The 25,820-nt window shown below is 56.9% G+C and carries 28 protein-coding genes; 21 read left to right on the top strand and 7 right to left on the bottom strand.

All coding sequences use genetic code 11. From position 1 onward, the window contains the following. Positions 1-172 precede the first annotated feature (172 nt). Positions 173-385 carry a hypothetical protein gene (locus tag GHH_RS14345; RefSeq protein WP_011232307.1) on the bottom strand — a complete coding sequence of 71 codons (213 nt, stop codon included), beginning with the start codon at positions 383-385 and terminating at the stop codon, positions 173-175. Between the two features lie 104 nt (positions 386-489). Between GHH_RS14345 and GHH_RS14340 the strand changes: the two genes are divergently transcribed. After that, positions 490-1,236, top strand: coding sequence for a pseudouridine synthase (locus GHH_RS14340; protein WP_015375650.1), 747 nt, complete (start codon positions 490-492; stop codon positions 1,234-1,236). 95 nt (positions 1,237-1,331) lie between these two features. Here GHH_RS14340 and GHH_RS14335 read toward each other — a convergent pair whose 3' ends face one another. Then, positions 1,332-1,553, bottom strand: coding sequence for a DeoR family transcriptional regulator (locus GHH_RS14335; protein WP_008880936.1), 222 nt, complete (start codon positions 1,551-1,553; stop codon positions 1,332-1,334). Between the two features lie 250 nt (positions 1,554-1,803). Between GHH_RS14335 and pepV the strand changes: the two genes are divergently transcribed. The 6 genes from pepV to GHH_RS14305 all read left to right on the top strand — a co-directional run bounded on the left by pepV (position 1,804) and on the right by GHH_RS14305 (position 9,491). Beyond that, entirely contained in the window at positions 1,804-3,219 is a 1,416-nt protein-coding gene (pepV, locus tag GHH_RS14330) for a dipeptidase PepV (protein WP_015375649.1), read from the top strand. A gap of 68 nt (positions 3,220-3,287) precedes the next feature. Continuing rightward, complete coding sequence (gene malA / locus GHH_RS14325; RefSeq protein ID WP_015375648.1) at positions 3,288-4,472, top strand: maltose permease; 1,185 nt, start codon at positions 3,288-3,290, stop codon at positions 4,470-4,472. Then, positions 4,469-5,047, top strand: a complete 579-nt coding sequence (thpR, locus tag GHH_RS14320) for an RNA 2',3'-cyclic phosphodiesterase (RefSeq protein ID WP_015375647.1) — start codon at positions 4,469-4,471, stop codon at positions 5,045-5,047. Before malA ends, thpR begins: the two co-directional genes overlap by 4 nt. 11 nt (positions 5,048-5,058) lie before the next feature. Then, complete coding sequence (locus GHH_RS14315; protein ID WP_015375646.1) at positions 5,059-5,997, top strand: hypothetical protein; 939 nt, start codon at positions 5,059-5,061, stop codon at positions 5,995-5,997. Between the two features lie 101 nt (positions 5,998-6,098). Further along, on the top strand, positions 6,099-8,255 hold the full coding sequence (pulA, locus tag GHH_RS14310; protein WP_015375645.1) for a type I pullulanase: 2,157 nt from the start codon (positions 6,099-6,101) through the stop codon (positions 8,253-8,255). 453 nt (positions 8,256-8,708) lie between these two features. Continuing rightward, entirely contained in the window at positions 8,709-9,491 is a 783-nt protein-coding gene (locus tag GHH_RS14305; RefSeq protein ID WP_015375644.1) for a phosphotransferase family protein, read from the top strand. 109 nt (positions 9,492-9,600) lie between these two features. Here GHH_RS14305 and GHH_RS14300 read toward each other — a convergent pair whose 3' ends face one another. Then, positions 9,601-9,870 (bottom strand): YtzH-like family protein, encoded by a 270-nt coding sequence (locus tag GHH_RS14300; protein ID WP_015375643.1) that lies wholly within the window; start codon positions 9,868-9,870, stop codon positions 9,601-9,603. Between the two features lie 208 nt (positions 9,871-10,078). Here GHH_RS14300 and trmB point away from each other — a divergent pair, with 208 nt between their 5' ends. Further along, positions 10,079-10,732: a tRNA (guanosine(46)-N7)-methyltransferase TrmB gene (trmB, locus tag GHH_RS14295; protein WP_011232297.1), complete on the top strand. Its 654-nt coding sequence runs from the start codon at positions 10,079-10,081 to the stop codon at positions 10,730-10,732. An 80-nt stretch (positions 10,733-10,812) separates the two neighbouring features. Next, on the top strand, positions 10,813-11,661 hold the full coding sequence (locus GHH_RS14290) for an MBL fold metallo-hydrolase (RefSeq protein WP_015375642.1): 849 nt from the start codon (positions 10,813-10,815) through the stop codon (positions 11,659-11,661). Here GHH_RS14290 and GHH_RS14285 read toward each other — a convergent pair. Next, a complete protein-coding gene (locus GHH_RS14285; protein ID WP_011232295.1) occupies positions 11,656-11,955 on the bottom strand; it encodes a PepSY domain-containing protein in 300 nt (99 codons plus the stop codon). The two genes, GHH_RS14290 and GHH_RS14285, sit on opposite strands and share 6 nt — an antisense overlap. A gap of 116 nt (positions 11,956-12,071) precedes the next feature. On the opposite strand from GHH_RS14285, the gene GHH_RS14280 reads away from it, so the two are divergent. The 12 genes from GHH_RS14280 to ccpA all read left to right on the top strand — a co-directional run bounded on the left by GHH_RS14280 (position 12,072) and on the right by ccpA (position 23,075). Then, entirely contained in the window at positions 12,072-13,148 is a 1,077-nt protein-coding gene (locus GHH_RS14280; protein WP_011232294.1) for a M42 family metallopeptidase, read from the top strand. A 45-nt stretch (positions 13,149-13,193) separates the two neighbouring features. Then, on the top strand, positions 13,194-13,724 hold the full coding sequence (locus GHH_RS14275; RefSeq protein ID WP_013524367.1) for a DUF84 family protein: 531 nt from the start codon (positions 13,194-13,196) through the stop codon (positions 13,722-13,724). A gap of 40 nt (positions 13,725-13,764) precedes the next feature. Next, on the top strand, positions 13,765-13,938 hold the full coding sequence (locus tag GHH_RS19230) for a hypothetical protein (RefSeq protein ID WP_014196573.1): 174 nt from the start codon (positions 13,765-13,767) through the stop codon (positions 13,936-13,938). After that, positions 13,935-14,732 (top strand): DUF1444 domain-containing protein, encoded by a 798-nt coding sequence (locus GHH_RS14270; RefSeq protein ID WP_011232292.1) that lies wholly within the window; start codon positions 13,935-13,937, stop codon positions 14,730-14,732. Before GHH_RS19230 ends, GHH_RS14270 begins: the two co-directional genes overlap by 4 nt. A 20-nt stretch (positions 14,733-14,752) precedes the next feature. Beyond that, positions 14,753-15,358, top strand: coding sequence for a YtpR family tRNA-binding protein (gene ytpR / locus GHH_RS14265; protein WP_013144448.1), 606 nt, complete (start codon positions 14,753-14,755; stop codon positions 15,356-15,358). Between the two features lie 106 nt (positions 15,359-15,464). Beyond that, the gene (locus GHH_RS14260; RefSeq protein WP_015375641.1) at positions 15,465-17,822 is read left to right on the top strand and encodes a DNA translocase FtsK; all 2,358 of its coding nucleotides are present in this window, start codon (positions 15,465-15,467) and stop codon (positions 17,820-17,822) included. Positions 17,823-17,975: 153 nt separating this feature from the next. Continuing rightward, on the top strand, positions 17,976-19,280 hold the full coding sequence (gene murC / locus GHH_RS14255; RefSeq protein WP_011232289.1) for a UDP-N-acetylmuramate--L-alanine ligase: 1,305 nt from the start codon (positions 17,976-17,978) through the stop codon (positions 19,278-19,280). A 146-nt stretch (positions 19,281-19,426) separates the two neighbouring features. Then, the gene (locus GHH_RS14250) at positions 19,427-19,840 is read left to right on the top strand and encodes a DUF948 domain-containing protein (protein WP_011232288.1); all 414 of its coding nucleotides are present in this window, start codon (positions 19,427-19,429) and stop codon (positions 19,838-19,840) included. A 15-nt stretch (positions 19,841-19,855) separates the two neighbouring features. Further along, positions 19,856-20,251, top strand: a complete 396-nt coding sequence (locus GHH_RS14245; protein WP_011232287.1) for a hypothetical protein — start codon at positions 19,856-19,858, stop codon at positions 20,249-20,251. A 5-nt stretch (positions 20,252-20,256) separates the two neighbouring features. Then, positions 20,257-20,586: a bacillithiol system redox-active protein YtxJ gene (gene ytxJ, locus GHH_RS14240; protein WP_011232286.1), complete on the top strand. Its 330-nt coding sequence runs from the start codon at positions 20,257-20,259 to the stop codon at positions 20,584-20,586. Positions 20,587-20,797: 211 nt separating this feature from the next. After that, positions 20,798-21,880, top strand: coding sequence for a bifunctional 3-deoxy-7-phosphoheptulonate synthase/chorismate mutase (locus GHH_RS14235; RefSeq protein WP_011232285.1), 1,083 nt, complete (start codon positions 20,798-20,800; stop codon positions 21,878-21,880). A gap of 202 nt (positions 21,881-22,082) precedes the next feature. Next, entirely contained in the window at positions 22,083-23,075 is a 993-nt protein-coding gene (gene ccpA, locus GHH_RS14230; RefSeq protein ID WP_015375640.1) for a catabolite control protein A, read from the top strand. A gap of 163 nt (positions 23,076-23,238) precedes the next feature. On the opposite strand, the gene GHH_RS14225 is transcribed toward ccpA, so the two are convergent. The 3 genes from GHH_RS14225 to GHH_RS14215 all read right to left on the bottom strand — a co-directional run bounded on the left by GHH_RS14225 (position 23,239) and on the right by GHH_RS14215 (position 25,774). Further along, positions 23,239-24,408 (bottom strand): acetoin utilization protein AcuC, encoded by a 1,170-nt coding sequence (locus GHH_RS14225; RefSeq protein WP_011232283.1) that lies wholly within the window; start codon positions 24,406-24,408, stop codon positions 23,239-23,241. After that, entirely contained in the window at positions 24,405-25,049 is a 645-nt protein-coding gene (locus GHH_RS14220; protein ID WP_011232282.1) for an acetoin utilization AcuB family protein, read from the bottom strand. Before GHH_RS14220 ends, GHH_RS14225 begins: the two co-directional genes overlap by 4 nt. A gap of 92 nt (positions 25,050-25,141) precedes the next feature. Beyond that, positions 25,142-25,774: a GNAT family N-acetyltransferase gene (locus GHH_RS14215; protein ID WP_011232281.1), complete on the bottom strand. Its 633-nt coding sequence runs from the start codon at positions 25,772-25,774 to the stop codon at positions 25,142-25,144. Between the last annotated feature and the right edge of the window lie 46 nt (positions 25,775-25,820).

The raw sequence follows: 25,820 nt of genomic DNA, 5'->3' as shown, positions 1-25,820 counted from the left end.
CCTAGAAGCGGCTCGTTTAGGCCGGGAGCCCGGCGGACGGCGCTTCTTGCGAACATCGCGGCGCCCGAGCGAAAGGGTTCGACGACGGCTGTTTTTCGCCCTCCCCCATGCCGTTCGGCTTGCGGCAAAAAAAGAAGAAGGCGGTCGTCCCCGCCTTCTTTCTCGATTTCGCTTACGACAGGCCGAGCCGGCGTTCGATGCGATCGAGGCGGCTTTCCACCCGGTCGAGCCGGCGGTCGAGCCGTTCGACGGCCCGCTCAAGCCGTTCGATGCGCCGCGCCCAGTTGGCGAATGGCCCGCCTGGGTATCCGGGCCAAAATTGGCTGGCTGGCGGCTGTTGACGGTAATCATCCAACGTTGGGACATAATAGTAATATTCATTCATCGGCAAATCCCCCTTCTTGATGTTTCCTTCACAGTGTATGGGGGGAAGGCGGAAGCGGACTAGATGAACGCCTAATGAAGGCCATATTTTTAGGAGGGAGATTTGTGGAGCTGCGCATTGACAAGCTGCTCGCCCATATGGGGTATGGGACGAGGAAGGAAGTGAAAAAGCTGCTCAAGTCCGGAGCGGTGAAAGTGGACGGCGCGCCGGTTCGTGATGCGAAAACGAAAGTGCGGCCGGATGAGCAAATCGTGACCGTTTGGGGAGAAACGGTCGAGTACAAGCCATTCATTTACTTGATGATGAATAAGCCTTCGGGGGTCGTTTCCGCGACGGAAGATGCCGTGGAAGAGACGGTCGTCGATTTGCTTGAAGAAGAAGACCGGGCATTTTCCCCGTTTCCGGTCGGGCGGCTTGACAAAGATACGGAAGGGCTGCTGCTCTTGACGAATGACGGCCAGCTCGCCCATCAGCTGTTGTCGCCGAAAAAACACGTGCCGAAAACGTATTTTGCCGTCGTGGACGGGGAAGTGACGGAAGCGGATGTCGCGGCGTTTCAGCGCGGCGTCGTCCTTGATGACGGCTATGAAACAAAGCCGGCCAAGCTCGTTGTGTTGAAATCCGGCCTTCGTTCCGATGTCAAGGTGACGATCACCGAAGGGAAGTTCCATCAAGTGAAGCGGATGTTCCAAGCGGTCGGCAAGCGGGTCGTCTATTTAAAACGAATTCAAATGGGGCCGCTCGCCCTTGACCCGGATTTGGCCGTCGGCGAGTATCGGGAATTGACGGACGAAGAGGTGGACATGTTGAAGCAATACCGGCCAGAGACGGACGAAAAAAAAGGAACCTGACGCGGTTCCTTTTTTATGGAAAAATAGTGGATATTCATCTGTGGAAAAATGGTTCGCGTTCATCTCCCATCTTGCCTACCCTATTGGCACCGGGTTTACGAAGAGATGCGCACTTTTTTGTTTGTGGTCGTCCATTTGCCCTTGCTTGGGCTGCGAACGAGATCGTTGTACATAAGCACGTTTAAGTCGCGCTGGATCGTTCGTGGGGTGGTGCCGAACTCATCAACAAGCTCTTGGGTCGTAACCGTTCCTTTTTCGCTAATGTACATATACACGGATTTGATGCGGGTAAGCATCCGATGTGTTGAAGGTTTCAAAAGACCACTCCCTATCTTAGCATCATTCGCATGGCACAACCGACCGCTAGCAGATGAGAGATGTCTTTGTCTGTTTACTACCATTGTACACGAAATGAGAGGGAAAATGCTACCCGGTTGCCTCTATTCACGAAAAATTTCAACATTTTGTCATGAAACGGAAATCGATTTGCAACGAATGAAACATTTTGACTTCCTGTTTTTGATATGATACGTTGGCAACAAAGGGTGTTGAATAAGGAAAGGAAGAATGGCGTTGAACATCGACTGGATGAACGAAGCGAAGAAACGAAAAGACGATCTTGTCCGCGACGTGCAAGCGCTTGTCCGCATTCCGAGCGTCCGCGATGATCAGCAGGCGCAGCCGGGCGCGCCGTTTGGGCCCAAGGTGGCCGAGGCGCTTGAGCATATGCTTCGCCGCGGCCGGGAGGAAGGGTTTCGCGTCAAAAATGTGGACGGGTTTGCCGGGCATATCGAAATGGGGCATGGGGAGAAACTTGTCGGCGTGCTCGGCCATATCGACGTCGTGCCGCCTGGGGACGGCTGGACGATGGATCCGTTTGCCGCTGAGGTGCGCGATGGCCGCCTTTACGGGCGCGGCGCGATCGATGACAAAGGGCCGACCGTCGCGGCGTTTTACGCGATGAAAATCATCCGTGACCTCGGGCTGCCGCTTGACAAGCGGGTGCGGCTTATCATCGGGGGCGATGAGGAAAGCGACTGGCGGTGCGTAGAGCACTATTTTCGTCATGAAGAAATGCCGGATGTCGGATTTGCGCCGGATGCTGATTTTCCGATCATTCATGCCGAAAAAGGAATCATTGACGCCGATTTGTCGTACCGCCCGCTTGAATCGGCGGAGGCGGAAGGGCTCGCGCTTGCCTCATTCCAAGCCGGGCGCCGCTACAATATGGTGCCGGATGCGGCCGAAGCGGTGGTGGAAGGAGCGGGACGGACGGAGGAGCTGCTTGGCCTCTATGAACAGTTTTGCCGGGAGCGCGGCGTAAAGGGGAGCATCAGGCAAAGCGAAGGGGACGTCGTCTTTCAATTGGAAGGGGTGTCCGCTCATGGCGCCGAGCCGGAGCGCGGCAAAAACGCCGGCGTCTATTTGGCGCAGTTTTTGGCGTCGCTTCCGCTCGATGGCCGAAGCCGGCCGTTCATTCAGTTTGTGGCCTCCGCCTTTTTCGGCGATGCCCGCGGCCGGCGGCTTGGCCTTGCGTATCGCGACGAACAAAGCGGCGACTTGACCGTCAACGTCGGGGTGCTGTCGTATGACCGGCAGCATGGCGGAACGATTGGGCTGAACATCCGCTATCCGGTGACGGCCGACGGCGAGGCGATCCGCCGGACGCTCGCTGGCGCCGCGGCTGAACATGGATTCGCGCTCAGCCGGTTCAGCGATACGAAGCCGCATTATATCGACCCCAACCACGAGCTTGTCCGCACGCTTCAGCGCGTCTACGAAGAGCAGACGGGCGAGCCGGCCCGGCTTTTGGCCATCGGCGGCGGCACATACGCCCGCGCCTTGAACGCCGGGGTGGCGTTTGGCGCGTTGTTTCCGGGCCGTCCGGATGTCGCCCACCAGAAAGATGAGTATATCGAAATCGACGATTTGGTGAAAGCGACCGCCATTTACGCGCAGGCGATTTACGAGCTGGCGAAATAAACGGCGGTCCGCCGCCCCGGCGAAAAAGAGAGCGGGGCGGGCGTTGTTTGAACGAAAGGGGGGACGGGATGGAAGCGGCGTTCAAACGGGAGGCGGCGGTGCGAAAACAGGTGTTTCCGCTCTTTTATTTTCTCATCTTTTTTGCTTTTGGCGCGTTGTTTCCGCTTTTGTCCGTCTATTTGCAGGAAGAGGCGCGCCTTTCGGGGGCGGCGATCGGCTGGATCATGTCGCTTCCCCCGATCGTGACGATGGCGGCCCAGCCGCTTTGGGGCACGGCGGCCGATTATACGCGCAAACCGGTCGAACTGTTGACGCTGGCGCTCGGGGTGACAGCGCTGTTTGGGTTTCTTTATTCGCTGGCCGGAAGCTACCGGGTGTTCGTCGCCTTGACCGTGCTGCTGTCGGCGGCGCAAAGCGCGATCGTTCCACTCTCCGACAGCATCGCTCTTCATCATGTGCGCCGCTCGGGCGGAAACTACGGGGCGATTCGGCTTTGGGGATCGATCGGGTTTGCCGCGGCCGTGTTGGTTGTCGGATGGCTGTCTGATCATGTCGCGTTTGTGGTCATTTTTTACGCCTTTTCTGTGGCGCTGCTGGCCGCGTTGGCTTTGGCCGCCCGTCTGCCGCGCTACCCGATGGCGGCGCCGGGGGCGTTGACGCTTCGGGATGTGCGCCGGCTGCTGTCCTTCCGCTCGTTTCAGCTCTTGCTTGTCGCAACATTTTTGCTGTTTGGTCCGATTTTGGCCAATAACTCGTATTTCGGGCTGCTCATTCATGAGTTGGGCGGGACGTTAACTGGCATCGGCTTCGCCTTTTTGTTTGCCGCCGGCAGCGAGGCGCCGTTTATGAAAGCGGCGGATCGGCTCATCGGCCGTTTCGGCATGGTGCGGCTTCTTCTATTGGCTGCGCTCATCTCCGTGGTTCGCTGGCTGTCGTACGCGGTCGACCCGCCTCTTTGGTTTGTGTATGTAACGACGGTCGTCCAAGGCTGCTCGGTCGGGCTGGCGATCCCGACGGCGCTTCAATATGCGCGCCGCTTGGCGCCGGAGCGGGTGCAGGCGACGGCCGTGGCGTTATACTCAGCGGTCGGCAATGGCCTTGGCGCGTGGTTTTGCACGTTGGTGGGCGGATATTTGTTTGAGCGTTGGCAAATCGGCGCTGTCTACTTGTTTTTTAGCATCTGCACGATCGTGGGTGTGCTCGTGCTCCTTTTGCTCGCAAAACGAGAACGAACGGCAGGTGAAGAGAAGTGAAACGAAGCCATTATTTTATCGCTGTTCCGCTGACGTCTGAAGCGAAACAAGCCATTGCCCGATTTTCGGGGGATGCGGCGTCGTCGCTGCCGTTTCGCACATGGGTGCATGAAGAGGACTATCATATCACCCTCGCGTTTTTAGGCGATGTGCCGCCGAAAAAAATGGCGCCGCTGTGCGAGGCGATGGCCGCCGTCGCCGCCAAAAGCGCCCCGTTTTCCCTCGCGCTTGCCGGGCTTGGGACGTTCGGAGAGCGGACGGCGCCTCGCGTTTTTTGGCAAGGAGTCGAAACGGAAGAAGCGTTGAATGGATTGCGGCGCGACGTGTATGAAGCGTGCATGAAGCTTGGGTTTTCCTTGGACCGGCGTCCGTTTGCCCCGCATATTACGATCGCCCGCAAATGGCAGGGAGCCGAACCGTTTCGCCCGGATCGCCTCCGTTCGCTTGCCGCGGCCAAGGTGGTGTTTTCGGTGCCGGAGATCGTGCTGTATCGGACGAATATGGAACGGACGCCAAAGTACGAAGCGATCGCCGTGTTCCCGTTGCTTGGCGCGCCGATGAATGACCGGGAATAGCAGGTGAAACAATGGGTCAGCTCGTGAAACTCATGGATTGCATTTCCCGTTACGAAACGGATGTGTACTATTATGTACCGGAATTCATCCGGCTCAAGCAACGGCAATGGGAGCAGGCAAAAGCGCGGTGGCAAGCCGAACGAACGGCTGAGGCCAGCGGATGGCTTGAAACGGGCGAGACGTGGGATGTTTGGCTTGACAAACCGTCATGGTGGGAACGGCTGACGAAACGATGGCGCCGCCGTGCCGCGCTTACGGAAGAAGAGCCGTTTTCTCTTGCGCCGATGGCTCGTCCGGCGGCTACTCTGGAGGAATTGAAACAGCAGTTTTTGGATGAGTTGTTCGAGTTGCAGCTGAAATGGGCGAGTTCCACGATGATGTACGTTTCCTCCCTCGATGAGGCCGTGTATGGCGATGAGACGTTGAAATATTTTTTGCAGCGGTTTCCGGATACGCATTTATGCTTTTACCGGCCGGTGGCGATGGTCGGCAAGGCGCCGGTGGAGCTGGAGACGATGATGTTGACGCCATCCGCGCTCTGGTGCATTGCCTTTGTCGAAGGAAGGCCGGACAACATCGTCATGGCGTCAACCGGCCGGTTTTGGGTGGAACAGGCCGGAACGAACGAAACGAGGCTGGTCAACCCGGTCGTGTCGCTGCGGCGGACGGAGCAGATCGTTTCGGAGATTTTTCGCAAACATGGGGTTGATTGGCCGATCCATCTCGTGCTGTTAAACCGCTCCGGCTACATTGACAGCGGCGGTCTTTTTCCGTTTATCCGCTATATTGATAAGCGAAATTATGACGAGTGGTTTTCCCGCCTGCGCCGCTCAGCTCTCCCGCTTCGGCACGGGCAGCTGAAAGCGGCTGAGGCGCTGCTTCGCCATTGCGCCAGCTTTTACGACCGCCGGCAAGACGAGAATATGAACAGCGAGGAAGGGCAACAATAGAAACATCTGTGCATCGATAGGGCGACCGGCCGATGATTTGGCACCGCCCTTTTTCTTTTACGTATGATGGTATTAACCGGAGAAAAAAGGGGTGAACGCACATGCTTCACATCAGCCGAACGTTTGCCGCCTATTTGGACGAGATGGATCAAATCGTTGTGCTTGCGCCGAAATCGCTCGGCTTTGATGGAATGGCGCCGTTTACGCTCGTGGCGCCGAGCGGCGAGGAGATTCCGCTGTCCGTGCAGCACGTCGAGGATGTTGGGGAGACGGTGAAATATGTGTGCCGGTTTGCGTCCGCGTTCGAGTTTGGAGCGACATACTGGGTGCGTTCTTGCCGCGGGGAGGAGACCGATGTTCAAATCGGCGCCGTTGTGCGCACTCCTGCATTTGATGATCGGTTTTTCTATGATGGGCCGTTAGGAGTGGAGTATTCCAAAGAACAGGCGGTATTTCGCGTATGGGCGCCGACCGCCACCGCGGTCAACGTCAAGCTTGTTCATCCGCATCTCGGCGAGGTTCATTGCGTGCCGCTTGAGCGCGGCGAGCGCGGCGTATGGTCAGCCGCCGTCCCCGGCGATTGGGAGAGAGCGTGTTACACGTATATCACCTGCATCAACCGCGTATGGCGCGAGGCGGTGGACCCGTATGCGACTGCTGTTTCGATCAATGGCGAATTCGGCGTCGTGATCGACTGGGAGAAAACGAAGCTGGCGCCGCCCTCTTCGCCGCTTCCGCCGCTCTGTTCGCCGACGGATGCCATCATTTATGAACTGAGCATCCGTGACTTTACGAGCCACCCGGACAGCGGTGTCGTCCATAAAGGGAAGTATCTCGGGCTGGCTGAAACGAACACAAGCGGGCCGAACGGGACGGCCACCGGGCTTTCGTATGTCAAAGAGCTGGGCGTCACCCATGTGCAGCTCATGCCGTTTACCGATTTTGCCGGGGTTGATGAGCGCGACCCACAAGTGGCTTACAACTGGGGATACAATCCCCTTCATCTATATGCGCCGGAAGGGAGTTATGCGACCGATCCAGCGGATCCATACGCGCGCATCATCGAGTTGAAACAGACGATCCGCACGTTGCATGAAAACGGATTGCGCGTCGTGATGGATGCGGTCTACAACCATGTCTACGATCGGGAGCAATCGCCGCTTGAGAGGCTCGTTCCCGGCTATTACTTCCGCTACGACGCCTATGGCCAACCGGCCAACGGCACCGGCGTCGGCAACGACATCGCTTCGGAGCGTCGGATGGCGCGCCGCTGGATCGTCGATTCGGTTGTATTTTGGGCGAAAGAATATGGCATTGACGGGTTTCGCTTTGATTTGATGGGCGTGCACGATATCGAGACGATGAAAGCGGTGCGTGATGCCCTCGACGCCATCGATCCGTCGATCCTTGTGTATGGGGAAGGTTGGGACTTGCCGACGCCCCTTCCACCGGAACAAAAGGCGACGATGGCCAACGCCAAGCAGCTGCCGCGCTTCGCTTATTTCAATGACCGGTTTCGCGATGCGGTGAAAGGGAGCACCTTTCATTTGCCGGACCGTGGGTTCGCCCTCGGCAACCCAGGCGGCCGAGAACAGGTGAAGCTCGCCATTGCCGGGAGCTTGCGAGCGCTAGGCGGGCTGTTTTGCCACCCGCGTCAGTCGATCAATTACGTCGAATGCCATGACAACCATACGTTTTGGGATAAGATGGAGGCGGCCAACCATGATGAGCCGGAATGGCTCCGGAGGAAGCGGCAAAAGCTGGCGACGGCGATCGTTCTGTTGGCGCAAGGCATTCCGTTTTTGCACAGCGGCCAAGAGTTTTATCGGACGAAAGGCGGCGATGGGAACAGCTACCGATCGCCGGATGCGGTCAATCAGCTGGATTGGGGGCGGAAAAGCCGCTATGAAGACGACGTCCGCTACGTTCAAGGATTGATCGCTCTTCGCCGCGCGCATGGCGCGTTCCGCCTCGCGACGGAAGCGGAAGTGCTGCGTCATTTCACGTTTCTTGAGCCGCTGCCGCCGTCGGTCATCGCCTATCGGCTGCATGATGTCGCCGTCTATGGGCCTTGGGAGGACATCATCGTTGTGCATCATAACGAGGAGAAAGAGACAGCTATTGCGCTCCCCGACGAGCGCGAGTGGGCGGTTGTATGCGACGGACAGCGATGCGGGACAACGCCCTTTGGCCAAGCGCGCGGCATGCTTCGGCTTGACGGCATCGGCACATGGGTGCTCGTCCATCCTGCAGGGTGACCGCTCAGACGGCGCGCGGGGTTCGCCACAAGACCTTTGGAAGGCCGATGAAAAACGAGTATGTTCGCCAAGCCAATGGGGGTTGTCGGAAAGGAGAAGCCGATTTGGCAATCCTTCTGCACTTGAGAAAGACCGGCGTTGAGCAGGTTGTTTGTTTCAGTCGTCAGCCCTTTGCAAGAGCGGCTGCGCTCGTCTTTGGCGCACCCAATGAACGGTGTTCCAGTTGAGACGAAACGGGAAAGGGCGGCCGATCGGAGTGGGAGCCGCGGGGCACTTCCGCTTTGGCAGTTTTAAGCAGGGCGTTTGCCGAGAAAAATGTTTGCATGCCGGAGCGGTATTTCAGTATAATACAAGTAAAACGGACGGAGGAAGGACGCGGCCTGGCCGTCCTTTTTATTTGGGCGCGAGAAGCAAACGGAGATGTTTCTATTTTTAAGTCGCAGGTGAACACGCTTGGAACAGTTACTAGGTAAGGAGTGGGAGATCACTCCCGCTGGCGGCGCTACAGGGGATGCGTATTTTGCGGAATATGAAGGAAAGAAATTGTTTTTAAAGCGGAATTCTTCTCCGTTTCTGGCTGTATTGTCGGCCGAGGGCATCGTCCCGAAGCTTGTATGGACGAAACGGCTCGAAAACGGCGATGTGTTTACGGCCCAGCAATGGCTGAACGGCCGGGAGCTGAAGCCGTGGGAGATGGGAAGCGAGCAAGTGGCGGCGCTGCTAAGGAAAATCCATCGTTCAAAAGAGCTGGTGACGATGCTGAAGCGGCTCGGCAAATCTCCGCTGCGCGCGAAGAAAATGCTCGCTCTCCTCGCTGAGCAGCAGCGGCGTCATCCGGTCGGTGGTTCTGTCGTCTGTCAGGCGCTTGACTGGCTGGAGCAGCATGTGTCGTCATTGCCGGATGGCGAATATGTTGTCTGCCACTGTGACATCAACCATAACAATTGGCTGCTGGCCGATGATGGCACGTTGTACTTGATCGATTGGGACGGAGCGATGATCGCCGATCCGGCGATCGACATCGGCATGCTCCTTCATCTGTACATTCCGCGCGCCGAATGGAAGACGTGGCTCGACCAGTACGGATGGGAATGGAGCCAGGAGCTTGGCCTCCGCCTAAAGTGGTATACGATCGCTCATACGTTGCACTCGCTGTTTTGGCCGAAAGGGAAGGACGGCCAAAAAGAAAAGGAGCAGTCGCTTCGGTTATTGAAGCGCGTCATGGTAGAGAGTTGACCAAGCGAGGCCTCAGCGTCCGAACGGCCGGCGCCGGGGGCTGCGCGATCGCTGTGTTCGGCTGCCGCCGCGCCATTTGTTTCCGCTGCCGATGACGAAGGCGCCGCGGTCAGGACAGCCCATTCACCCAGTCGGCGAGCTGGCCTTGGTGGGCGGAAATGTGGGCGTTTAAATCAGCGCTGTATTTCCCGCCTTGGCCATAAGCGTAAATATGGGGGAGAATTTGCTTGACTTGGCCGTCCACCTCATCGTTGGCGAGCAGCGATTTAGCGAGCCGTTCAATTTGTTCGCATTCGGAAACCGTTCCGCAGCAATCGAGCTGATGTTCGGATAAAATGTCGCGAAGTACGGTCAATTGATGGTTATAGTCGAGCGGCATGCTGGTCACCATCCTTTCGCCAGGCTGTACGGTTTTATCATGCCCGGATCGAGCCGAGTTTATGATTCGAAACCGAAAAGACCCCCTGCTTCTACGCGTGAGCGTAGGTGGGAGAGCGTTCAAGCCCGGGCGTTTTTTCGCGTTTGCTTCTTTGGCGCGAGTGTGGTATCGTCAAACCAACAAACGGAAACAAGGCTGAGGTGTCAATATGCGTTTGCGCAACAAACCGTGGGCGAAAGACAAAATCGCCGCGTATCCGCAATACGTCATTCCCGATCCCGAAACAAAGCGCGGGCGATGGCGCGAGCTGTTCGGCCACGACCAACCGCTCCATGTCGAGATCGGGACGGGGAAAGGCAAATTTATCACGGAAATGGCCAAACTTCATCCGGATGTCAATTTCATCGGCATCGAGCTGTACCCGAGCGTGCTCGTGTCCGCGCTTGACAAACTGATCGAAAGCGGGCTCGCGAACGTCAAGCTGCTGAACGCCAATGCGAAAGATCTGACCGCGTTTTTTGCCGACGGGGAAGTGTCGCGCATTTATTTGAACTTTTCCGACCCATGGCCGAAAAAGCGGCACGAAAAGCGGCGGCTGACGTATCGGGACTTTTTGGCGCTCTATGACCGCATTTTGGCGGAAGACGGAGACATCCATTTGAAAACGGACAATCAATCGTTTTTCGAATACTCGCTTGTCAGTTTGTCGCAATATGGGTTTGTGCTCGCATCGGTCCAGCTCGACTTGCATCAAAGCGGCATGACGGACAATGTCATGACAGAGTATGAGGAAAAATTTTCTGCCAAAGGAAACCGCATTTACCGATGCGAGGCGGTGCGCCCGCCGCGGCGGTCGTCATAGGCCCGAACCGATTGGTCGGGTCTTTTTCTATTTCCGATTGATGGAGAAAATGGTACACTAGTGGAGGGGGGAGAGAGGAAATGGAACAGTTGCGAATTGGACAAGTCACATTGACATGGCTTCGGGGCGGCGTCACCCATCTTGACGGCGGGGCGATGTTTGGCGTCGTGCCGAAACCGCTTTGGTCGAAAAAATATCCGCCGAACGACAACAATCAAATCGAGCTGCGCACCGATCCGATTTTGGTGGAAGCCTATGGAAAACGGCTGCTCATTGAATCCGGCATCGGCAACGGCAAGCTGACCGACAAGCAAAAGCGAAACTTCGGCGTCACGGAAGAATCAGCGATTGATGAATCGCTTGCCAAGCTCGGGCTGACGCGGCGCGACATCGACATCGTCATCATGACCCATTTGCATTTTGACCATGCGTGCGGATTGACCGTTTGGGAAGACGGACGGCTCGTGCCGGCGTTTCCGCGCGCGGCGATCATCACCTCGGATGTCGAGTGGGAGGAAATGCGAAACCCGAACATCCGATCGCGCAATACGTATTGGAAAGAAAATTGGGAGCCGATCGCGGATCAAGTCGTTCCGTTTACAAAGGAAACGGAAGTCGTTCCTGGCATCCGCCTCGTCCATACCGGCGGGCATAGCGCCGGGCATGCGATCGTGCTCATCGAATCAGACGGGGAGATGGCCATTCATCTTGGCGATTTGCTTGGCACGCACGCCCATCAAAACGTCCTTTGGGTGATGGCGTACGACGATTACCCGATGGATTCGATTTTTGCCAAACAGCGATGGCTCCCGTACGGCGTAAAGCAAAATGCGTGGTTTACCTTCTACCATGATGCCTACTATCGGGCTGTGAAATGGCAGGAAGACGGGACGATGGCCGCCGCCGTGAAGCGGGAGCGGCCGCTATGACAGCGGCTTGGCGTCTACGATGGCTCCCGTGTAGGCGTTGATGAAAAACTCGTCATCCCCGTCGTCGCGGCAGACGCCGCCGCGGTATACGGTGTACGCCAGGCCGTTTTTCTCATACCGCTCCGGGGCGGATTGAATCCAGGAACCGCGGATGGCGCGCGGACCGCCAAGCGCGGCTTTCGCCAGCGCCAGCGCTTGTTCCGGGGCAAGGAGCGCCGGTTTGGAAGCGGAGCGGATGGCATAGACGACGGCCGCACCGACGGCGGCGCCGACGAGCCACTGTTTCCAAGCCATGTTTCTTTCCTCCTTTTCGCTTTGATACGGTTTAGTATAGCCGATTTTGGCGGAACATGTAAGAAGGACGGAAAGAAACGGAACGGTGAAATCGAACATAGAAAGGGAGACGCGTGATGAATAAGGACACGCTGCAATTATTCCAAACGTTGACCGAGCTTCCAGGCGCACCGGGTTATGAACATCCGGTGCGGCAGTTTATGCGCCAAGAGCTCGCGAAATACGCCGATGATATTGTGCAAGACCGCCTCGGGAGCCTTTTCGGCGTCAAACGCGGTGATGAGGCGGGCCCGACGGTGATGGTCGCCGGCCATATGGATGAAGTCGGATTTATGGTGACAGCGATCACGGATCACGGCATGATTCGTTTCCAGCCGCTAGGAGGCTGGTGGGATCAAGTGCTGCTCGCCCAGCGCGTGCAGATTATCACGGACGGAGGGCCGGTCATCGGCGTGATCGGGTCGATTCCGCCGCATTTGCTTGATGAGGAGCAGCGCAAAAAACCGATGGAGATCAAAAACATGTTGATTGACATCGGAGCGGAAAGCCGTGAAGATGCCGAACGAGTCGGCATTCGCCCCGGCCAGCCGATCGTGCCGGTCAGCCCGTTTACTTTGCTTGCCAACGGAAAAACCGTGATGGCAAAAGCGTGGGACAATCGGTTTGGCTGCGGATTGGCGATCGAGCTGTTAAAAGAGCTGAACGGCGAAACAGTGCCGAACGTCTTGTACGCCGGGGCGACCGTGCAGGAAGAGGTCGGGCTGCGTGGGGCCCAGACGGCGGCTTCGATGATCAACCCGGACATCTTTTTTGCCCTGGAAGCAAGCCCGGCCAACGATATGTCCGGCGACAAGCAGGCGTTCGGCCATATCGGCAAAGGAGCGCTCATCCGCTTGTACGACCGGACGATGATTACGCACCGCGGCATGCGCGAATTTGTGCTTGATACGGCGGAAACGATCGGCGTCCCGTACCAGTTTTTCATTTCCCCAGGCGGCGGAACCGACGCCGGGCGGGTGCATATCGCCAACCGCGGCGTGCCGTCGGCGGTGATCGGCATTTGCGCCCGCTACATTCATACGCATGCGTCGATCATTCATGTCGACGATTACGCGGCGGCCAAACAGCTCATCGTTGAGCTCGTCAAACGGTGCGACCGGACAACGGTCGAGACGATTCGCCAAAACAGCTGAGGAGAAGCGAGCGCTTCTCCTTTTCCATGACAAGGAGGGCACTGGATGAAAACTGTTGCGGTTGGAACGAACAACGAAGCGAAAATCGCCGCCGTTCGGGCGGTGCTTTCGGAAAAGGAATACCGCATTGTATCGCTTGAGGTGCCATCAGGCGTTTCCGCGCAGCCGCTGTCCGATGAAGAGACGCGGCTTGGCGCCATCGGGCGCGCCAAACGGGCGCTCGAAGCGGCGGAGGCGGACATCGGCATCGGATTGGAAGGCGGCGTGACGAAGATCGATGGGCAATGGTGGCTGTGCAACTGGGGGGCGCTCGCTGACCGAAACGGAGTGGTGGTGGCCGCCGCCGGCGCCCGCCTCGCCCTCCCGCCGGACGTCGGCGCCGGCATCGAGGCGGGGCGCGAGCTCGGCGACGTGATGGAAGCGTACACCGGGCGGAGGAACGTTCGGCGGAAAGAAGGCGCGGTCGGCGTATTGACGAACGGGCGCGTTGACCGATCGGCGATGTTTTCCCACATCGTCGAGCTTTTGGCCGGTCAATATGAATGGCTTTGTCAAAACGGGTCGTTCCATGTATGATAAATAACGAACGGTCATGCCGATGATGGCGGGCGGCTGAATGAGCGGGCCGCGCGAGGATCTAGACCGAGCGGCTGGCAACGTCAAACGGTGGAAAACGCCGCACGGGCATGGCCTGGCATTGTCAACGCCGGATGCGCCTTTGGCCAAGTCCCGGCCGAAAGAGGGAAACGGAAGGCACGGCCGCCGGCAAAACAAGGAGGAACACGAATGAACAGCCGGCAAATGTATGAGAAGATTAAAGAGCGCCTCGTCGCCCACCGGCACTGGACGTTTCGCTTTGACGCCAAGCAAGACGCGATGCGCGTCGAAGACCGCCGCACGAAAAAAGGCGTCACGATCTCGCTTCCCGGCGTGATCGCCAAATGGCACGAACAAAAAGATGAGGCGGTGCGCGAAGTCGTTTATTATGTAGAGGAAACGTTGAAAACGATGGAGGAAGACGCGGCGCTTTCCGGCAACGAGCGAAACATTTATCCCGTCATTCGCTCGGCGTCGTTTCCGACGGAGACGAAAGAAGGCATTCCGTTGCTGTTTGATGATCATACAGCCGAAACGCGCATTTACTATGCGCTCGACCTAGGCAAAACGTATCGCTTGATTGATGAGCGCATGCTGGAGAAAGACAAATGGAGCCGCGAGCGGGTGAAGGAAATCGCCCGTTTCAACGTTCGGTCGCTGCCGACGCCGGTGAAAGAGGACCGGGTGGCGGACAACGTGTTTTATTTTGTGAACACCAATGACGGGTATGATGCGAGCCGCATTTTAAACGAATCGTTTTTGGCCGGCATGCGGGCGCGCGTGGAAGGAACGATGGCCGTCGCTGTTCCGCATCAAGATGTGCTCATCATCGCTGATGTCCGCAACGACATCGGTTATGACGTGCTCGCGCAAATGACGATGAGCTTTTTTGCCGGCGGCCGCGTGCCGATCACGGCGCTGTCGTTTTTATACGAAAATGGGAAACTTGAACCGATTTTTATTTTAGGAAAAAAACGGAGAACGTAGCGGCAAGGAGGAATGAAGCGATGAACGTGTTTTACAACCGAGAAGGGGTCGGCGACGTGCTGCTCGTGTCGCTGAAACCGGCGGCGGATGAGGAACGGACGTTTGTCAGACAAGGCGATGTCGTCCGCATCATGTCCGAACGGACGGGCGAGACGGTCGGCTATAACATTTTTTCCGCGTCTTCGTACTATCCGTTTTCCGGCAACGGTCCGCTGGAAGTGAATGAGGAGCTCGTCGGCGTCATCAACGACATCTTGGCGAAAAACGGTTTTGACGAACCGATCGAAGCTGACTTGTCGCCGAAGTTTGTCGTCGGATATGTGAAAGAGAAAACGAAGCATCCGAACGCCGATAAATTGAGCGTCTGCCAAGTCGATGTCGGCGGTGAGGTGCTGCAAATCGTCTGCGGAGCGCCGAACGTCGCCGAAGGGCAAAAAGTCGTCGTCGCCAAAATCGGCGCCGTGATGCCAAACGGCCTCGTCATTCAAGAAAGCGAGCTGCGCGGCGTCCGGTCATCCGGCATGATTTGTTCGGCCCGCGAGCTTGGGCTGCCAAACGCCCCGCAGGAGAAAGGCATTTTGGTGCTGTCCGATGAGTATGAGGTCGGCCAGCCGTTCGTTTTTTGACGTTCCGACGGGCGGTGCAGACGGATTCCGACTGTTGTTTCGCCACTGGAACGACGCCAGTGGCGTTTTTTCCGACAATGAAGGCAAAGAAAGAGTGACGTGATGGATGAAATTTTGGAAACGATGGCTTCGTTTTCTCACGAGCGATGAGGAAGAGGAAGGGAACGAACAGCGAGCGAATTCCCCTCTGTCGGCCAGCATGCCCGAACGCGGCGCGGTGAATGTCATTTACCAATATCCGCAAGGCCGCTTCCGCTTTCCGTTGATTCCGGATGACCAGCCCGGTGAAAATCGGGAAAGGTCGGGGCGGGCGAAAAGCGAGGCATCCCGGCCGCTGCCGAGTCGGCGCCCGTCGGCTGGCGTTTCAAGGGAAATAGCGGAAAAACGGCCGTTCCGCCCGTCCGATGTGCCATCCCCGGTTTTTGGATATGATCGGAATCGGGGGAAACAGCGGCAACGAGCGGATGAACCCGGGCTGACCGGTGCGGGGGACATGGAGAATCGGAGCGATGAGGCGGTTCGGGAAGAGGCCCTCCGCGGCGAAGCGACACGGCGAGACGCGCGAGAGGGCACGGAAAGCCGGGCGGCTGAACCGCCAAAAGAAGAGGCGCCTTTGGCCAAGGGGGCAGAGGAATGGAACGAAGACGCGAGCGGAGCGATGCCCGCGGCTGTTATGGAAACGGAAGGAAAACATGAGCTGGCGCCGGCGGCAGGGCAGGAAGAACGTGATGCCGAGGCGGATGAAAAGAAAGGGCGGGAGCTGGACGAACGAGGCAACGAACGCGCGCCGCACGCAACAGACGGCGGCTTGGAGAGCGAAGGACGAGGGGTGCCGTCACAGATGAGGAAGAATGGAGACGGAGGGAGCGCTTCTTCGACAGAACAGCGGGAGACGACCCCAGATCGCGAAATCCGTCACTCGGCGGCGCCCGCGGGCCGGGAGGAGGCTTCCCGCCCCGAACGAACGCGCATCCCGTATAATGTGATCATGTTAAAGCAAGATTGGCGCAAACTCGAAGAAAAGGCGGCGAATCGATCGAACAGCTGCGTACTGCCGCCATTGGCGCTTCTTGAACCGCCCGAGAAAGCGGCCGAACGCGACGAGCAGTGGCTTCGCGACCAATGCCAGCGTTTGGACCGGACGTTTGCGAGCTTCCATATCGGCGCCAAAGTCGTTGGGGCGACGCAAGGACCGACGGTGACGCGGTTTGAAGTGCAGCCGGATTTAGGAGTGAAAGTGAGCAAGATTACGAGTTTAATCGATGATATCAAACTCAGTCTGGCGGCGAAGGACATTCGCATCGAGGCGCCGATCCCGGGAAAACGGACGATCGGCATTGAAGTGCCGAACCGAACGAGCCGTCCGGTGCGCCTGCGGGAAATTTTAGAAAGCGAAGCGTTCCGTAAAAGCCCATCGCCGCTTACCGTGGCGCTTGGGCTTGACATTAGCGGTGCGCCGGTCGTGACTGACATCCGAAAAATGCCGCATGGGCTGATCGCCGGGGCGACCGGGTCGGGAAAAAGCGTATGCATGAACGCGATGCTTATCAGCATGTTGTATAAAGCAGCGCCGCACGAAGTGAAATGGCTGCTTATTGATCCAAAAATGGTCGAACTGGCGCCGTACAACGGGCTGCCGCATTTGCTCAGCCCGGTGATCACCGAGGCGAAGGCGGCGGCGGGGGCGCTCAAGTGGGCGGTCGGCGAAATGGAACGGCGGTATGAACAGTTTGTCCACGCCGGCGTGCGCGATATTGAAAAGTATAACGCCCATCTTCGCGAACGCGGAAGCAGCGAGCCGCCGCTGCCGTACATCGTCATCGTCATTGATGAGCTAGCGGACCTCATGATGGCCGCTCCAGCCGATGTCGAAGAATCGATTTGCCGGCTGGCGCAAAAAGCGCGGGCGTGCGGCATCCATCTGCTGATCGCGACGCAGCGGCCGTCGGTCGATGTCCTCACGGGATTGATCAAGGCGAACATTCCGACGCGCATTGCGTTTTCCGTCTCCTCCCAAGTCGATTCGCGCACCATTTTAGATGTGAATGGGGCTGAGCGGCTGCTTGGGCGCGGCGATATGCTGTTTTTGGAAAATGGTTCGGCCAAGCCGGTGCGGCTGCAAGGCTGCTTTATTTCTGATGAGGAGATCGAGCGGGTGGCAGCGCACGTGAAAGAGAAGCAAGGCCCATCCTATCTGTTTGATCCGGACGATTTTCGGCAAACGGCGTCGATGGGCGGCGAGGATGACGAACTGTTCGAGGAGGCGTGCCGGTTTGTCATCGCCCAAGGAGGGGCGTCGACATCGAGCCTGCAGCGTCATTTCCGCATCGGCTACAACCGCGCTGCCCGGTTGATCGAGATGATGGAGGAACGAGGGTTGATTTCGGAGGCGCGCGGCAGCAAACCGCGCGATGTGTTGATGAGCGAGGATGAGTGGGAGCGCTGGCGCGAGCAGAACAGCTGAGGGCGGGCGGCCTCCTTTGGGCGGGCGGTAGTGTTTTGCCTCCTTGCGTGCTATAATGGGGAAATGAATGGTGCACCGCAATGAGAGAAATGACAAAACGAGATGGATATCATATACTGTCTTACAGAGAGACGATGGTTGGAGGGCTTAACGATGACAGCTTACCATTTTGTAGGCATTAAAGGCACGGGGATGAGCGCGCTCGCGCAAGTGCTTCATGACCTTGGCTATACGGTGCAAGGGTCGGATGTAGAGAAATGGTTTTTCACGCAAAAGGCGCTTGAAGAGCGGGGAATCCCGGTGCTGCCTTTTTCGAAAGACAATATTCGTCCAGGTTATACGGTCATTGCCGGCAACGCATTTCCGGATACGCATGAGGAAATCGAGGCGGCCCGTCAGCTTGGTGTGCCTGTCATTCGTTACCATCGCTTTTTAGGCCAGCTGGCAGGCAAGTTTACGAGCATCGCGGTGACCGGTTCGCATGGAAAGACGACGACGACGGGGTTGCTTGCCCATGTGATGCAAGGAGCCCATCCAACGTCCTATTTGATCGGAGACGGCACGGGAAAAGGAGAACCAGGGAGCAAATACTTTGTGTTTGAAGCGTGCGAATACCGCCGGCACTTCCTTTCCTACTTTCCAGATTATGCGATCATGACAAATATTGACTTTGATCACCCGGATTATTTTGCCAATGTCGACGATGTGTTTTCCGCTTTCCAGCAAATGGCGAATCAAGTGAAAAAAGCGATCGTCGCCTGCGGGGATGATCCGTATTTGCCGAACATTCAGGCGAAAGTGCCGATTTTGTTTTATGGATTCGGCGAAGAAAACGATTTTCAGGCGCGCAATATCGTCAAGACGACGGAAGGGATGGCGTTTGATGTGTTCGTGCGCAACACATTTTTCGCTTCGTTTGCCATTCCGCGCTTCGGCACTCATAACGTATTGAATGCTCTCGCCGTGATCGCCCTCTGCCACTACGAAGGGGTGGATGCGGGCACGATCGCCAAGCGGCTGCAAACGTTCCAAGGCGTGAAGCGCCGCTTCAGTGAAAAAACGGTCGGGCGCCAAGTGCTGATCGATGATTACGCGCATCATCCACGCGAAATTACGGCGACATTGGAGGCGGCAAGGCAAAAATATCCGGGGCGCGAAGTGGTGGCGATTTTTCAGCCGCATACGTATACGCGGACGCAGACGTTTTTGCGCGAGTTTGCCGAAAGTTTGCTGCAAGCGGACCACGTGTATTTGTGCGACATTTTCGGCTCGGCGCGCGAACATGAGGGCAAGCTGACGATCCGTGATTTGCAGGCGCAAATTCCGCGTTCCCAGCTGCTTGAGGAACAAAACGTAGCCGTGTTGAAGCAGCATCAAGATGCGGTGTTGGTGTTCATGGGCGCCGGCGACATTCAAAAGTTTCAACAAGCGTACGAACGGGCCGTTCTTTCCGCCTGACGGCCGACAGGGAACGGGCTGTGATGAAGATGGCCCGTTTTTTCCTGTTTCAAAAAGGAAGCCGTCTTTTCTATGTCGAAGTTTGAAAGCGGGAAAAGATGGGTACAAAGGGAATGAAACGTTCGAATGGGCAAGGAGGGAATCGGGTGGAATGGCTTTTGTATGGAAGCGTGGCGCTCATCGCGCTTGCTTTTTTGCTGCTTGTTGTTTACATAGCCAGGACGCTCATCGTTTTGCAGGAAACGCTGCGCCGGCTGACGGCGGCGATCGACCATGCCGATGAGCAAGTGCAAACGGTGGCGAAAGAAGTTCGTGAACTTCTCCATACGGCCAACGGCATCGCCAGCGATGTGCAAAAAAAAGTAGAAACGCTAAATGGCGCAATCGAAGCGGTCGGAGAGATCGGCGGCACGATTCGTTCGCTCAACCGCGCGCTTCGGCAGGCGGCTGCCGGTTTGTCGGCGCGGGCGGGCCTGGGGCAAGGAAAATGGGGCAAGGCGTTGCGCTGGACAAATGTTTTGCTCGATTTACGGGAAAAATGGAGAAAAAACAATCGTTAAAGGAGGGTGTATCGAATGGCGAAAAATAACGGTGGATTTTTGCTTGGCGCGCTGGTCGGCGGCATCGCCGGCGCGGCTGCTGCGTTGTTTTTGACGAGCGAAAAAGGGCGGAAATGGCTGGCCGAGTGGAGCAACGATGAAACGTGGGAGCCGGTGAAAACAACGGCTGTCGAATGGTTGGAAACGGCGAAAGAGAAAACGAAGGAAATCGCCAACTTCATCCCGTTGAAATCCACGACGGCGCCAGCCGGCGGGGAAAACGATGGAGAGGAAGCCAAGGAGGCGACGATTCCGATTCCGCCATCCGCCGGGCCAGCCGACCGGGAAACGCTGCAAAAGCTGCTTGAGGAAGCCGAGGCGGCGCTTGATGACGCCGAGCAAAGCATCACGTCGCGAAAAGAAACGGAGTGAAGGCGATGGGAATGGAGAAGCTGGAGACGATCGAACAGTTTGACCGCGTCATGAAGGAAACGGAGCGTTTTTTGTTCGTCAAGCATAGCCTCACCTGCCCGATCAGTCAAGCGGCGTTTGGCGAATGCGAGAAGTTCGCCGCAGACCATCCAGAGCTGGCGGTGTATTGCCTGTACGTCCAAGAGGCGCGGCCGCTCTCCAACTATATCGCCGAAACGACCGGGGTGAAACACGAGTCGCCGCAAGTGCTGCTGTTTGAAAACGGCCGCGTCGTCTGGCATGCGTCCCATTGGGCCATTACGTATGGCGCGCTCTCGGAGCATGTCGGCGCTTGACCGTCCGCCTTTACTGCGGGCGGTTTTTTGCACACTTTTTACTTTATCGCTTAAAAGCGTTTAATCAAAAAAGCATTTTTTTCGTGACAACGATAGCTCCATCGATTATAATAAACACTAATTAAACGACTTCGCTCTCCAAGACGGGGGCGCCGCTTGCCGGCAAGCGGCGAAAACAATGCACTACACTTGGCGAAAGGATGAGAAAAGCATGAGCAATGAGAGATTAGACGAACTGCGGGCGCGAGTCGATGAGATCAACTTGCAGCTGTTGAAACTGATCAATGAACGGGGGCGGCTCGTTCAGGAGATCGGAAAAATTAAAGAAGCGCAAGGGACGCACCGCTACGATCCGGTGCGCGAACGGAAAATGTTGGATCTCATTTCCGAGCATAACGATGGGCCGTTTGAAACATCGACGCTGCAGCACATTTTCAAGGAAATTTTTAAAGCAGCGCTTGAGCTGCAGGAAGACGATCACCGCAAGGCGCTTCTCGTCTCACGGAAAAAGCATCCGGAAAACACGATTGTTGAAGTGAAAGGCGAGCGAATCGGCGACGGCAATCAATATTTCGTCATGGGCCCGTGCGCTGTGGAAAGCTATGAACAAGTCGCTGCGGTGGCGGAGGCCGTGAAAAAACAAGGGATCAAGCTGCTGCGCGGCGGCGCCTACAAACCGCGCACGTCGCCGTACGATTTCCAAGGGCTCGGCGTGGAAGGGCTGAAAATTTTGAAACGGATCGCCGATGAGTTTGATTTGGCGGTCATCAGTGAAATCGTCACCCCGGCGGACATTGAAATCGCCTTGGACTATATTGACGTCATCCAAATCGGCGCGCGCAACATGCAAAACTTTGAGCTGCTTAAGGCAGCCGGCCAAGTGAACAAGCCGATTTTGCTGAAGCGCGGCTTGGCGGCGACGATCGAAGAATTCATCAACGCCGCTGAGTACATCATGTCGCAAGGAAACGGGCAGATCATTTTGTGCGAGCGCGGCATCCGCACGTACGAGCGGGCGACGCGCAACACGCTCGACATTTCGGCTGTGCCGATTTTGAAGAAAGAAACGCACTTGCCGGTGTTCGTCGATGTCACCCACTCAACGGGGCGGCGCGATCTGCTCATCCCGTGCGCCAAAGCGGCCTTGGCGATCGGCGCCGACGGCGTCATGGCCGAAGTGCATCCGGACCCGGCCGTCGCCTTGTCCGATTCCGCCCAGCAAATGGACATCGCTCAATTCAACGAGTTTATGGAAGAAGTGCGCGCGTTCCAACGTCAGTTTGTTCAGGCGTAAGACGATCCCCTCGGTTGTTGCCCGAGGGGATTTTTTGATGAGATGGCGAGTGTTGGGGCAAACTACCCGTGAACGGTTTGTGAACAAACCGGCAAAATGGTTGCGATTTCGTTGCGAGTTGGCGATAATGTATCGTATGATAGTTGTACATACATTCGGAATTTGACCGGTTATCGGATCGAGCGAAAAGGAGTGAAACAAAATGACGGTAACGATTTATGATGTGGCGCGGGAGGCGAACGTCTCGATGGCGACCGTCTCGCGCGTCGTCAATGGCAACCCGAACGTCAAACCGTCGACGAGGAAAAAAGTGCTTGAGGCCATCGAACGGCTCGGCTACCGCCCGAACGCCGTGGCGCGGGGGCTCGCCAGCAAAAAAACGACGACGGTCGGAGTGATCATCCCGGATATTTCGAGCATTTTCTTCGCCGAACTGGCGCGCGGCATTGAGGACATCGCCACGATGTACAAGTACAACATCATTTTGAGCAACTCCGACCAAAACAAAGAAAAAGAGCTGCATTTGCTCAACACGATGCTCGCCAAGCAAGTGGACGGCCTGTTGTTTATGGGCGGGACGATCACCGAAGAGCACGTCGCCGAATTTCAAAAGTCGTCGGTGCCGATCGTGCTTGCGGCGACGATGGGACCGAACGAGATTCCCTCGGTCAACATCGACTACGAGCAGGCGGCGTTTGAAGCCGTGACGTATTTGCTGGAAAAAGGAAACCGCCGCATTGTCTATGTAACCGGTCCGACCGATGACCCGATCAACCAGCGGAAGTTGGCGGGGTACCGACGCGCGCTTGAGGAACACGGCGCGCCGTATGAGGAAGAGCTCGTCATTGAGGGCGACAACTCGTACGACTCCGGCTTGGAGGCGTATGAGAAAATCACAGAGCTTGCCGAACGGCCGACGGCGGTGTTTGCTGGCACGGACGAAATGGCGCTCGGCATCATCCACAGCGCCCAAGACCACGGGGTGCGCGTGCCGGATGAACTGGAAGTCGTCGGTTTTGATAACACGCGATTGGCGACGATGGTGCGGCCGCGGCTGACGACCGTCGTGCAGCCGATGTACGACATCGGGGCGGTGGCGATGCGGCTCTTGACGAAGTATATGAACAAAGAGCCAGTGGACCACCATATCGTTGTCTTGCCGCACCGGCTTGAAGTGCGGGAGTCGACGAAATGAAAAAAGCTGGCCTCAACACGGGGGCCAGCTTCTTGCTTGCTTTGCTCCATTTCTTTTTTGACAGCTGCAATCGCCTTGCAGTCGGCCCGTTTTTCGGTGAAAACGGAAGTTGACTAGGAAAACAGGACGTAGAAATCCATTGTTTTCTTTAAATGAAAAAAAATCAAGTCCCCGCCCGGCGTTGACTGCGAATGAAATACAACGCCTTTTCCACCGTTTGCGCATTTTTTTCGCTGATCTCCGCCTTGCGCGGGATCGGGGGATACAAGTCATCCGGGTCGTCCCACTCGAGCGGAAGCGCGACGGGTGAAAGCGGTTGCCAACGTTCGCGCCACTCATCCGGCAGCGGGCCGGACACATCGGCTTGTCCCGTCATCTCGAGCCAAAGGAGCGCCCATGCCCGCGGCACGACGCGCCAGATGTCATAGCCGCCGCCGCCGACGGCGATCCAGCGTCCGCCGCAATATTCATGCGCGATTTCGTGCGCGAGTTTCGGAATGGCGCGGTAGGTTTTCATCGTCACCGACAAATGGGTGAGCGGATCGTAATAGTGGGCGTCGACGCCGTTTTGCGTCACGATGACGTCCGGGCGGAAAAAGTCGGCGATTTCCCGAAGCGCGGTCGTATAGGCGGCGATCCATGATTCGTCTTCCGTGAACGCATCAACGGGAATGTTGAACGAATAGCCGTAGCCCGCGCCTAAGCCGCGCTCGTTGACATTTCCGGTCCCTGGGAACAAATAGCGCCCCGTTTCATGAATGGAAAACGTGCAAACGTTCGGATCGTCGTAAAACGCCCATTGCACCCCGTCGCCGTGGTGGGCGTCCGTGTCGACGTACAACACGCGCAGTCCGTATTTCTCCCTGATGTATTGAATGGCGACCGCGCTGTCGTTGTAGACGCAAAAGCCGGATGCTTTGCCGCGGAAGCCGTGGTGCAGACCGCCGCCAAGGTTGAGCGCATGCTCGGCCGCTCCGGAAAGAACCGCGTCGACGGCGGTGAGGGTGCTGCCGACCAAAAGAGCGCTCGCTTCGTGCATGTTTGGGAAAATCGGCGTATCCTCGGTGCCAAGGCCGTAGTTTTGCGCCGCCGCTTCCGACAGCTCGCCGCGCCCGGCCGCTTTCACCGCCTCGATGTAGGAGCGGTCGTGAATGAGCGCCAGCTCGTCATCGGTCGCCATGCGCGGGGCGACGATCTGGCGGTCTTCGAGCGCGCCGAGCGTGCAAAGCAAGTCGTATGTCATTTTGACCCGCAGCTGGTTGAACGGATGGTCGTCATGAAATTTGTACTGAAGAAATTGCTCGCTATAGACGAATGCGCAGTTTCGGCTCATGACGTAACCCCCGGCAAGTTCGGCCATAGCACGTGATAGCCGGCGTTTTGCAAATCGCGGATCAATGGAAGCGGATTCATCGTCTGCACGCGGAAAACTAAAATTTTCTCATTCGGATCCGGAGCTGGATACACCAAGACGCTGGCGATGTTCACATGGCGCTCGCTGATGATGGCCGCCGCTTTGCTTAACATGCCGGTTTCGTTCGGCACTTTGATCTCGATTTGCGACCCCGGCTGGTGAACGCCGGTCAATTCAATGAACGTGCGGAGCAAATCCGTTTGCGTGATGATGCCGACGAGTTTCCCGTGATTGACGATCGGCAGACAGCCGATTCGGTGTTCGTAAAAGAGCGCCGCCACCTCCTCGACGAAATCGAGCGGATGGCCGACGATGAGGTCGGTTTTCATAATCGTGCTGACCGGTTTTTGCAAGTCTTCAAGATGTTCATGAAGATGGAAAATGGACGGGCTCGCGTCGCGCAAATCTTGGCTCGTCACAAGCCCCAGAAGACGTCCTTCCTCGTCGACGACCGGCAGATGGCGGATGCGGTGATGTCTTAGCAGCTGCAGCGCTTCGGCGATTGTATTGGTGGCGCGAAGCGTGATAACCGGTGCTTTCATCACTTGTTCGACAAGCATCGTTCTCCTCTCCCCTTTGTGCGTGGCATTTTATGCGCGCCGCCCGCAACCGGCAAGGCGGGCGCAAACGTCCGGACAGCTGAGAATTTCAGCTAGTACATATAGCGGTTCATAAACCGAAGCCGGTCGAACCGTTGAATCGATTCGGCGTCGACCCGTTTGCCAATGCGGACCATGAGGCAGTTCGCCGGATGGGAGCAAATTTCCGGGTCGTCGGTCGCATACCAGACGAGCCCGCCGGCGTTCATCATTTTCTCCATCACTTTTCGGTACTCCCATACGTTCAGCCCCGTGCCTTTTAGATCCCAATGCCAATAATACTCCGTTGTAATGATGATATAGTCTTCCATGGCGTCGTCCATCATCGAGACGATCAATAAATTTTTTCCGACGCCAAACCCGCGGAACTCCGGAATGACTTCAATGGCGCCAAGCTCGAGCAAATTTTCCATGTTCCCTTCCGACCAACGTTCGAGAGGATCAGGATACAAAAACGTCACATACCCGACAATCACCTCGCCGCGGCGGGCGATGATGATCCGCCCTTCCGGCAGCTTGGCGATTTCGATCAACGCTTTGTGCTGTTTGGCAGGCGGGCGGAAGGAAGTGAGGTCATGGTGGAATTCATAGCTGGCCAACGCTTCCGGCGTCACCGGCCCTTCGATGAGGAGCGTTCCTTTCGGGGTTTTCAGCTCTTTGGCGTTATACGTTTTTTTATGTTCCATTCGTCCACCACCTGAATTGGTCGTTCTGCTTCCATTATACATAAAA

It is taken from the genome of Geobacillus sp. GHH01, assembly GCF_000336445.1.
Taxonomy (GTDB): Bacteria; Bacillota; Bacilli; order Bacillales; family Anoxybacillaceae; genus Geobacillus; species Geobacillus zalihae.
This window is presented reverse-complemented; position numbering and strand designations above follow the sequence as displayed.